This is a genomic window from Mesorhizobium sp. M5C.F.Ca.IN.020.32.2.1 (genome assembly GCF_004023105.1).
Taxonomy (GTDB): Bacteria; Pseudomonadota; Alphaproteobacteria; order Rhizobiales; family Rhizobiaceae; genus Mesorhizobium; species Mesorhizobium wenxiniae.
Genome location: NZ_RZSX01000107.1, coordinates 1 through 10,832, shown reverse-complemented (window position 1 = coordinate 10,832; position 10,832 = coordinate 1). Strand labels below are relative to the sequence as shown.

Below are 10,832 nucleotides of genomic sequence, written 5' to 3'. Positions count from 1 at the left end.
GTCGTAGATGGCGCGCCACGGCATAGGGGTTGATCTCCGGCGCGCCTGTGCAGGTGCGTTCGTCGGCCGCACGGGGGCCTCCGCGAAGTGGACGGTGCCCCGCGAGGGACCCGGCGCCATCCGCTTGGTGTTCGGCTTCCGCGCGGCCACAGTGCAGGCAGACCTCGAACCCATGGCCGTGCGGACCTGGATTGAACCAGAAGACCAGACCGTCCGAGCCGGTCCGGAGGCGCCCGACGTTTGGGTCCGGGAGAGCGCGCCAAGCCAGAGTGCGCGCCGAGACCCAGGGGTCGACGAGCATTGAAGTCCCGGTGTCCGAGGGGTCATCATGAACTTCGTAGCGCGCGTCGACGGCAAAACCGGCTGGAGCGAGGAATCGCATGATCTTGAAGTCAGAGCTGCCGCAATCGGGGCAGGCGCCGGGAGACACGGCGGATGGCGCCGACAGTAACGCGCCGCAGGACTGACAATGGCGCATCTGACGAAGGCTTTGCACCTCCCGCACACCGGCCTTATCGGCGGGACGTTTCCAATTCAGCGTGACGCCCGCGGACTCTCGCACGACACCGTCCACCACCAAGCTCCGCCCAGGCGCATACTCGAATATGGCGATGTCGCGTTGTCGGGATGGGTATCCTCGAGAACTAAAGCGGTTCTCGCCAGAGTCCTCTCGCTTGTGTCGCTCGACCCCAGTCTCCGTCACGAAGGACACCACGTCGCTCGGGAAGCCATATGACGGTAGGAATCCGCGACCGGCGAGTTCACCCAAAAGGTAATTTCCCTGGAGCCTCCGACGTTGGAAGTCCCGCGCCTTGGATACCACAGAGGTTTCGGCATCCGGCTCATCGCCCCTTAGTGCGTCCCATTCCGCGCTCAAATCCGACTGAATGCGCTCGATCGTATCCCGGACACCTTCGAAGAGGTCGGGGTCTGGTCGCACGGGGGTCCCGCGCAACACCTCCTCAAGATCCGATGTCATCGTCTTGAGACCTGCAGCGGCGGCGTCGAGCCATGCTAGGAAGCGACGCCAAGGCAAGTTATTCAGGACTTCTGCGCTGAGTCCGAGGCCGAAAAAGGCGCCATTCGTCAGTTTGTGAAGTTCGGCGCCCTGAGTGGCCAGAAAGCGCGCAAGAAGAAGGGCGTGGGCGTGACGTCGAGCGATGGTTGGGCTTTCGAGACTGACCACCGGCGCGGGCGCTTCTCGCGCCAGGAAGGCGCCGGGATCTGCGAACGCGAGTCGGTCGAGCGGTCGATCCTTGCAAATCGTCAGGCCAAGAGCGATCGGCTGACGCGCCCGTCCCGCCCGGCCGACACGCTGCCGGTAATTAGCGATCGCCGGTGGCGCATTGGTGTTTAGAACCGCCTCGATGCTTCCAATGTCAACGCCCATCTCCATGGTGGTCGAGCAGCCAAGGACGTTGACTTTTCCAGATTTGAAGGCGTTTTCGTAGTCGCGGAGCAGGAAACTCGGTTGCTGAGCGGAGTGCTCCGCCGCGCGCAGCCACGGCGAGAACCTCGCCGCGCGATCCTGCTGATCGCCCCAGGCCCCCTTGGCCCTCAGGAGCGAGACACGTTCATCGGTCGCTAGCCAGTCGTCGAGAATTGAATCGGAGACGCGACCTCCGTGGGCATCACGGCGCCATGGAAACGGCAGGGTCGGCATGTCGACGGCTTCGGCTTTCGGGTGCACACCGAGCTTGTCGTATGGGCTTAGTCCGCGGAAGGTCGTGTCCACCAGACGTCGAGTGTTGGGGCACCAGAAGGCCCTTTCGATCGGCGTGACATTCATGTCGCCGAGCCGTAGCCGGAAGCCATTCGGACTGACCGTCATGAACCTTTGCAACGTCGACCATGCTGCCCGCAGAAGTTCGTTCAAGTCATCCCGAACGCTTGGATCATCGCGATCGAGACCAAGCGCCTGGACAAGCATCCGAACCACGCGAGAAGGTCTTGGACCGTAGGGGTGTGGCCAGAAGCGGACGTATCGGCTTGAGGGAAGCGCAGGCTCGAAAGGTACCATTTCCACGTGGCTCTGGCGGCGGTCAATCCAACGCATCCAACGTTTAGCGTCGAAATCCAGGATGACGTTAGTTCGGACAAAATGCGTAAGGAGAAGGCGCACGAGGTCGCGCCAGTCGTCTGCATTCAACCCTAAGCGCGTTGCGGAAGCCGGAACGACCACGTTGGGCTCGTCCAGGCCGGGAATGGTCAAGCGCAAAAGGCCCAATGTCTCAGCGCTGTTGGCGCGGACGGGCCGTCGCATGATCTCCCGATATAGCATGAATTCAGCGAGCCGCGCTGGGTCGGAGAAAGTCTCTTCGCGCTCGACCCAGAGATTCGAGAGAAAGCGGTTGATTGTGGGCTCAGCGGCGAGTCGATCGACAAGTTGGCGCCAGGCCTTCGGGGTGGCGACCCCTTCGAGCCTGATTCGCGCCAACCGAAGGTCAGCCATGAGGCTGAGAGTGATCCCGTCCTGCTCGTCGGAGGCCAGTCGCTTGAGCTTAGCCTCGATCGCGGCGATGGCCTGGTCGTCCCGCACGGGACGATCCTGCACAAAGTGGTAGAGAAAGCTTCGGACGAAGCCGCGCTCCGATGCCACCTGCAAGTTCGCCGCGTGTCGGGCCGTGCCCTGCCGCGCATCGGTGAAGGTAATCAGTTGCCGGCCGTCGAGCGGCAAGGGCTCGTCAGCGTCAGGTTTTGGCGATAGGTGCCCGACGAGTCCAGGGGTGATCTGAGACATCAAGTAGGGCGCACCCGCGACGAGCGATCGAAGCACGCCGGCCTCGAGGTCCACCTTCTTGGGTGCCCAGCCGCAACATGGACACTCACCTACGTGGCGGCTCGCGGTCGTTGGTAACCCCGCGCCGTCCACGGTCTCGACGATCGCACCGGTTTTTGGCTCGAAGCGGATTATCGGAGACGGCCGTGCCCCGCGCGCCCCTAAATATCGGCGGTTCACGACCGGGGATGTGGTCAGCGGCGCATCGTCTTGTGTGTCGTCTTCGGCGCCGAAGGTTTCGTCGCGATCGAGCGTTTGCTCGAACTCACCGTCCCCTGTGCCGCCTGTCCAGGCCACAAGATGCGATCCGTCGGCAGTTTCTTCAGCCTTGAGCGCACCATCGCCGCATTGAATGCAATAGGCCCATTCGAGCACGAGCGATCCGCAGTGTGAGCAATGCTCTCGCGATTCGAGGAAGACGGCGCCGAAGTGCCAGTCGGCTGCTTCAGATGCGGCGGGCCGCCCGGGACAGGTCGGGTTCACGCAGGCCCAGAGACCGGAAAGCGTCCGGTGGAAGAGGTGTAGGCGGACCGGCAGGATTGAGTCTCCGCCAGCGCTGGCCAGCGCCGGATCGGAATGTGGGTCCTTCGCCCTTGACGCTTCGACAAGCAGGCGCCTCGGGTCTACGTCCGCGCCGCCGATCTGGCGCGCCTGCGCGCTCCAGCCGCTCCAGCCTACGATGGCGCCGGCTCTGAACTGCTCCCTCAGGACCCTTAGCGGTGCAGACTTAGCGAAGATCTCACCGGCCTGGAGCGGTTCCATGCCCGCTATCTCGTCAAGTTCGATGAGATTGCTATTGAGGGCAGGAGAGGCCGGTAGCGACGCCCTAACACCTCTTACCACGTGAATATTTTGCTCTGGTGCGCCTGACAGATCTCGAAGGAAGGATCGTAGCTCGGCGGCGTCCGGGCCGCCGATCGTCGCTGAGGTCGCGACGTATCGGAGCTCTTCGGGTTTGCGACCGAAAGCAAGCGCGACGCGGCGTAGTAGGAGAGCAATTTCGGCCGCCTGGGCGCCGACATATGAGTGCGCTTCGTCCAGTACCACGAAGTCAAGCGTACCTTGTGACGCCCGCAGGATCGGTGCGTCCTTCTGCCGGATCAGCATGTACTCCAGCATGGTAACGTTGGTGACAAGAACCGGCGGAGGCGAGCGCCTGAGTGTCGTCCTATCAGCGACCTTCCAGGGTTCCCCACGCGCGGCGGTGCTCCGCACACTCTCCGGCGTGTCGCCATTGTAGAGGCAGTAGCGCAGCGCTCCGCCGAAGGGGGCGAACCACTTTGACAGCCGCTCCTCCTGGCTGGCGATAAGTGCGTTGAGCGGATAGAGCATCAGCGCGCGCACTCCTTCGAGCGGTTTTGCACCGCTATCGGAGGATCGAACCAGCCCATCCAAAATCGGTGTCAAAAAGCATTCTGTCTTCCCTGAGCCTGTGCCGCTCGACACGATCACCGAAGCGGCGCGTTCGCCGCAAAGCTGCTTCCAAGCGTCCACCTGGTGGGTGTAGGGCGGGTATGCGACTTCACGCAGAACTTCGAGCGTTCTTGGGTGCAAAAGGCCAGCCGGCAATCCGCCCCAACCGCCCTCTAACGGCAACCAGGGATAAGCGCCTTCGACAAACGGTTCGGAGAGGGCCGAGTTAGGCTGACCAGCGCGCGCACCCAAGCCCTCACGCAGATGCCGATTGAGATCGACTGAACGGAGTCGAGCCATACCGACAATCGCATCTGCAGCATCGCGTGGCAGCCGCGCCAGAAGCCTCTCGATTTCCATCACAGGTCCATTCGTTGGGTGGTGCCGGGGTCTATAGTCTCGCGTCCAAGGGCGACGGCGAGAGCGCTCTCGAAGAGCTGACGGTCGTGGAGCCAAGCGGCCCGACATCGTCCGACAACCTGCGGGTTTTGATGGAGTTTGCCGGCCGCCATTCGCGCCGCCACTAGGGGAGCAGCGATCAAATCCGCGAAGGCTGGGTCGTACCGCTCCCAAAGCTCGCGTCGCTCTGGCAGGAGCCCCGCGAGATGCAATCCGGTCGGTGGCTCGCGATGCTCACTCTGACGAGTCACGAACGCTTCGGCGAGTTCCCGAAGCGTTTCCTTCGGACGCCGGCATAGCCTTCCGATGAGGCCGGGTTCCAAATCTGCTCGTGGCGCGACCAATAGGAAGGTGATCCACGCATGAGTCGCTAGCCCGGGCTCCAGATCAGCGATTTGGCCGAGGGCGGCCGCCACATTGCGCCCTGCGTCGGCAGTCGGTAGTTCCAACCGTTCCAGGCGGCGCTCCAACTCGTCAATTCTCGTTCGAAACGCAGACACCCAGTGCTCGACTTCCGTTGCGCACCAGAGGAAGGGTAACTCACTTTGTAGCCGGATCACGGCGTCGCGCTCCTCAAGAGTGTCGCAGGTCGACAGGATCCACGGAGCCGCCTGGGGGGCACGGCAAAGTGACCGCAGGGCATCGATCGCCGGCACGGGCACGTTGCGATCCCGCGCGGCCACGCTCAGATCGACCAAGAGGCGGAGATCAGCGCGGTTCAAGGCTTCCGGGTGCTTTAACACTGTAGCAAATGCATCGTCCCGGGCGTCACGTCGTGCGATCCTGAAGGCCAGACGAAGCGCACTTCCACGATCGTCGTCGCCCGGTGGTTGGGCGACCACCTTCGGTCTGAGCGAGGTCCCGTCATTGGTTCGCCCGAAGATCAGCCAGGGGCCCGGACCGAGCTCTTGCAGGAGTCGCGTCTGCAATTCCTGCAAGGAAAGGCGTGGAAGGTTGTTGGAGAGTTTCGCGGTAGGCTGCGTCAGCGCTAGCGCATCCAGATTCCAACCAAGGATACTCGAAAGGCCCGAGAACGGCGAAATGCCTTTCTCGGCCACCAGCGGCTGGTCTTCGTCGTACCAGGCGATCTCGGCGAAGTGGTCACCTCGACCGGCCCAGCTCAGGCGCACCTCCGCATCGAGGTCCGGAAAGCTACCAAGGAGATCCCGCAATTCGTCTTGAAAGGCCGATAGCGGGACGAGACCGTCGATACGACGCGTGGCCTGCACGGGCTGTCCTGCGCCCTGCCGAACCACCAGCCATAGGTCGCGACCGCCAGGCGCCAACAGGCGGAACCCATGCAGTCGATCGATCGAAATCTGGGCCCGGCTTACGGCGGGCCGCATGTCCGGGGTCAACAGGAGCGGCTCGGCAATCGGATCAGCGAGCGTTAGGTCGAGTTGGGTGTCCCATCGCAGCGCCACGTGTAGCATCGCGCCTGGGGTGTGGAGTCGAAGATCGACGCGCGCGTCATCACCATTCCTGGAGATCGGAAGGATCTGACCGCCCTTCGCCGCAACGCTGGCCCCGAGCAGATTCTCGATTTTCAACGAGTGGGTTCGCGGTTCTCCCGATAGCACCAATTCACGCGGCGCAACGTCGGCGCAGGTCCAAGCGACCAGTTCACCGCCCCGCCTCATTGCGATCTCGACCCTGCCCAGGGGCGCGTGTTTGTTCGAAGAACGCCACGAGCCTCTCCCCAACGACCGCCAAATTAGGTCTTCCGACGAAACCAGCGTGTGATGCTGACCATCCGAAAGCCAAGCCTTTGGCGTCCCTAGGAACACCGTCTCGCGCACCCGCCGTAGAGTCTCTCCTGTGAGGATCAGTCGCTTCGTATCCTCGCGCTCGGCCGCGCTACGCCACGTGAGACGCCCATCACCAAGGTCGAGCGAAGCTTGCCCGACGAAGGCCAGAAGACAGCGTCCATCGAGGATGCAGTCTCCCAAGTCAGAAGGAGGCTGTTCGAACTTCAGTGCTGAACGAGCCTCCTGCGTTACAGCCATAGCCAGCCATGGCCGAGTGCTTCGAAAGGGCGAACTGCCAATGAATCTTAGTTCAAGCGCGTTCTCAAAATCGACGCCAGGATCTGGCTGGAAGAGGAGGACAGGCGCGTCTACCGGCTCGCCGGCAAACGCGGTGAACTCTTCGACTAAGGTCTCCCCTGCAACTGCCGCCAACCTAATTGCCTGGTTCAGGCGAGCGGGAACTTCGAACGCCTTGACCAGCGGACGGGACTCCCACGCTGTCGCCTCGTCTGATTCCACCTGTTCCAGCACGGCGATGGGCCGGTTCAAACCCGGCAGATCACCCCGCGGAAAGATGCGCAGCCGAGTGGCACCTTCCATCGCTGCCTGCAATTGGGGAGATGTTCGGACCACGTCGAGTTCACCTGACAAGGTGAGTTCGGCCCGCGGCGCCCACCCTTCGGCGGTGCGCCGCAGCAATCGGCTTGCCGCCAGGGCTCCCCCTTCGACGCGCCGGGTCCGGACCAAGTCTTCCACCAGAGATCGAAAATCGCCTTCCTCCAAGTCAAAAGGCAGATCGTTGCGCCAAGCAGGCACCACAGAATCCAGGTGGAGCACGGGATCTCGGTCATTTCGTTCGTGGAGGGGCGGCAATTGTTGACGGAAACGAACGATTACCGTGGACAGCGCCACGGCTGGCTCCACCAGCGCCTGAACAAGCGTTTCGCCCGCCCGCCATGCCTCACTTGCGACGGCCTCGGCAGGTGTGAAGCCCATTTCGATCGCCAAGATGCTGCGCTTCAGCCATAACCCCAAGGTTCCCTCTTTGATGGCAGCAGCTGGAAAACCCGCCTCGCGCACTACGCCGAAGAGGAGCGGCACGTCGGTCGGCTGAGGGCGTCGCCACCGTTTCAAGCCAGCTTCGGCGGCTTCCCGCACCACCGCGTAGCGCACGTCGGCGGCCGAATCATTCGCGTGATATCGAATTCCAAGGACAGCTAAGGGTCTGATCCAGTCCCAAGCCCCCCCGGCGCGTTCCCGGCGATACCACTCGGCTGTGAAAGCAACGAACAAAGCCTGACCATGGGAGTCGTTCAGCGCGGTCGGTCCATGGCGTTTTAGGACCTCCCGAACGCCCTCGAACTCTTGTCGGCTGAATCGGTAGCGATAAAGTGGGCGCCCATCAGGGAGCGATAATCCGCGCGATCGGAATAAGGCCTCGTAAGCGCCGCGTAGACCTAGACGCGGCTCGTCCATATTTCCCCCCAGGCTCCCAATTCAGATTGTGACACACTGTGCATTAGTTGTGAAGTTTTCCTCTGCGAGCAGGCCGCCTAGAGGGCGAGAGCGGACTTTTCGACAATAGGAACGATTTCGAAGACAATTTCGACGGCCTCGGCAGGCCGCTTGCACGGTCGTCGTTCAGCTTCCCCGAACTATCTTCGCGGAACGATTCCCAATGGCAGCTATTAGCGCGACTACGACCTGGAGCATGGTCATCGGCAACGACTACTTCCTGGGAGGAGACAATTTGCGTCTATGGCCGACGTGGGCGCATTGCGGACCAACAGCGTTGGGCCGGATGCGACCGGAAGCTTCAGGAGAAAAAGACCTCCTAGGCGGATAGTTCCACGTCGCCGTGTCCGGCTTATAGCGGACATTCGGCAATTTGGCAGCGAATGACCACATTGTGACAATCTTGCCGAAGACGAACGTCTAACCTAAACCCCCATCCAGGACATCAACCAAATTGGAGCCACTGTTTGGGACCGGGCGTAGTTGCGACGTTTGCCCTATCCGGACGTGTGAGCAAATGCCGTGGGCAACCGTGATGCGTGCATTTTTTCGTTCGGTTGCTGCGATGATCGTGATGTCCAGCCTGGCAGGTTGCACCAGCATTTCTTACTACGCACAATCCTTGAAGGGTCACGTGGAGATCATGGCGGCGCGCCAGGATGTCGAAGAGCTGATCGACGATCCTTCGATCCCTGGGACATTACGCGCTCGAATGGAATCGGCGAGCGCCATCCGACAGTTTGCGATAGATGAACTAGCGCTTCCAGACAACAATAGCTACCGCAGCCATGTCAACGTTGGTCGGGACGCCGTGACATGGGCCGTCTTCGCAGCGTCGGAATTCTCGCTGACGCCACGAACATGGTGCTTTCCGGTGTTCGGATGCGTTCCGTACCGAGGATACTTCTCCAAAAGGTCTGCGATTGAAACCGCTGTCGCACTTCAGAGGCAGGGCCTGGACGTCTATCTGACGGGCATCACTGCATTTTGCACGCTTGGCTGGTCAAGTGACCCGCTGCTAAGCACCATGCTCAGCCAAGATGAAACGTATCTTGCAGGGCTCGTGTTCCATGAATTGGCCCACCTCACGTCACGCCGCGCTGCCGAAAATAAGCCTGCATCACCTTGCGGCTCGAACGGTTGTTCTGCGCCAGCCTGGTCGGATCGAGCACCGCCTGTTCTATCCCCTCTCGCGTCAGCGCCGCTTTGAGCGCCGCGATATTTGCATCGATGTCGGCATTGTTCGCCCGGAGCGATGCATAGATGCTGTCGGTCGCCTCGGCCACGGTCGGCTCGCTCACGGGTGTACTCCTTCGGCTGTTCGGGCGGCGGCTTAACACAGATCAGCGGCTTCGCCATACCGATAAGACGGCTGATGGGCGGCAACAGTATCCCCTGGGACTTAAAAGGGATACCGATGACGCGCGCCAACGGCTCGCTGCTTTCGGGAAATGGTGTCGCCCGTGGTGAACGGCCGATATGGCGGCCCGTTACTGTCGCCTACCTGGGCCGGAACCAGACTCGCGGACTGTTTACGCCCATTGACTCCCGGAGGTCAGGCGCGCGACCCGGATCAGGATTCGGGCCAGTGCGGTCGTAGTGGGCAGGAGCAGCGAAAGAATCTTTTTTCGCTGAATCAGCGCAGAAGTCCGTCACTCTCGAATTCGTCCCAGCCCTTCAGTTTCTGACGTGACACCTCGTCCCGAGTGCTGTCAGGCGCAGACGCGGCCCTGCGGCCGCTCTTTTGCGCACGCTTCAGGGCGGCCTTTCCGGCGGCCCGCCGCCTATTCTCTGCAGCAGCTATCGCGTCGTCCTCGCGCCAGACCGTAACCAAGTCGCGATCGAGCACGTCCTCGATGTGACGTGGGTCAAACACGTGAAAAGTTACCTTCCTTGCGCGACCACGAAGTTTCACCGTACGTGTGCCTGTGCTTTGCAAGCGGCCGTCCTTGAGCCACCGGTGCCGCTCTGCCGAAGAGATCGTCAGGATGTCTTCGACTTCACGGGGAATTACGGGCAGGCCTTCGATGCCTTCCAGCGTTTTGGACACAATCGCCGACGCAGTCCGGAAATCGCCATAGGCGCCTTCCGGCATGCGCAAGGTGAGCACCCCGACCTCGATACCGAGCAGCTTTTTCGCCGCCAAAGGCAGGTGGCTCGCACTTCGCGAACGATCCCTCTGGCTCGGACCGATGACCCAAGCGTGGCCGCAGACGGGAGCGTCCACCCTTCGATCAAATTCGCAGCTGCATCCATTTTCTGGCGTGTGGACATGGGCCTTAGATAGGTCTCCCATCATGTCGGCTTCAACAAGTGTGGAATCAGCTAGCGCGGCGCTCCGGCACTGGCCTTGAACCATGCCTTGTTCCAGCCCTCGCTAGATCGCAGCGCTCTCGGCCTTCGTCGGATCACCCATTCCGCCTTCAGGCCGCCAGGTTCCCCAGGGATGTCCGCTTCGGGAGAGCGGCAACGCAGGCCTCAACGGCCGCTATGCAGCGTAAACCGGACGTTCGCGATACGTGCCGGACAGCTGGCTGCCCGCATCTGATTGAGTTTACCCGCGCGTTCCGGCGTTCTCAATTTTTTCCAGATAATCTGCCCACCACTGCATCATCTTGACGCGCTCTTCCCAGTGCTCCGCCCGGGCATAGGCGCGCCGAACGTCGTTATTTTCAATATGAGCCAGCTGTCGCTCTACGGCGTCTGGATGCCACTTGCCGCATTCGTTCAACAGAGTTGATGCCGTTGCTCGGAAGCCATGGGCCGTTGCTTCATTCTTGCTGTAACCCATGCGACGCAGGGCGGCGTTGAGTGTATTGTCGGAAATCGGACGAGAAGGCGATCGCACGCTTGGAAACAGCAGCGTCCCAGCGCCGGAGATTTTTTTAAGCTCGGCCAGGATATCCAAAGCCTGCGTTGAAAGAGGAACGCGGTGCGGTCGTCGCATTTTCATTCGCGCTTCCGGGATAGTCCATACC

At 61.6% G+C, this 10,832-nt stretch carries 4 protein-coding genes and 2 pseudogenes; 1 reads left to right on the top strand and 5 read right to left on the bottom strand.

All coding sequences use genetic code 11. From position 1 onward, the window contains the following. Window positions 1-4,552, bottom strand: a 4,552-nt coding sequence (locus EOA86_RS08040; protein WP_206629971.1) for a DEAD/DEAH box helicase, incomplete at its 3' end; no start/stop codon positions are given. Next, the gene (locus EOA86_RS08035; RefSeq protein ID WP_206517015.1) at window positions 4,552-7,815 is read right to left on the bottom strand and encodes an STY4851/ECs_5259 family protein; all 3,264 of its coding nucleotides are present in this window, start codon (window positions 7,813-7,815) and stop codon (window positions 4,552-4,554) included. The genes EOA86_RS08035 and EOA86_RS08040, both read right to left, overlap by 1 nt. A gap of 556 nt (window positions 7,816-8,371) precedes the next feature. On the opposite strand from EOA86_RS08035, the pseudogene EOA86_RS08030 reads away from it, so the two are divergent. Next, window positions 8,372-8,929, top strand: a pseudogene (locus tag EOA86_RS08030) (aminopeptidase); the annotation flags it as partial. Window positions 8,930-8,939: 10 nt separating this feature from the next. On the opposite strand, the gene EOA86_RS08025 reads toward EOA86_RS08030, so the two are convergent. The 3 genes and pseudogenes from EOA86_RS08025 to EOA86_RS08015 form a co-directional block, all read right to left on the bottom strand. Then, window positions 8,940-9,155, bottom strand: a complete 216-nt coding sequence (locus tag EOA86_RS08025) for a hypothetical protein (protein ID WP_091595108.1) — start codon at window positions 9,153-9,155, stop codon at window positions 8,940-8,942. A gap of 335 nt (window positions 9,156-9,490) precedes the next feature. Then, window positions 9,491-10,128 (bottom strand): annotated as a pseudogene (locus EOA86_RS08020) (hypothetical protein). A 280-nt stretch (window positions 10,129-10,408) separates the two neighbouring features. Further along, the coding region (locus EOA86_RS08015; protein ID WP_164891616.1) for a site-specific integrase at window positions 10,409-10,832 on the bottom strand (424 nt) is incomplete at its 5' end.

Bases quoted from the DNA above. Each gene is read 5' to 3' on its own strand.
- EOA86_RS08035 (WP_206517015.1), bottom strand. From the start codon at position 7,815: ATGGACGAGCCGCGTCTAGGTCTACGCGGCGCTTACGAGGCCTTATTC.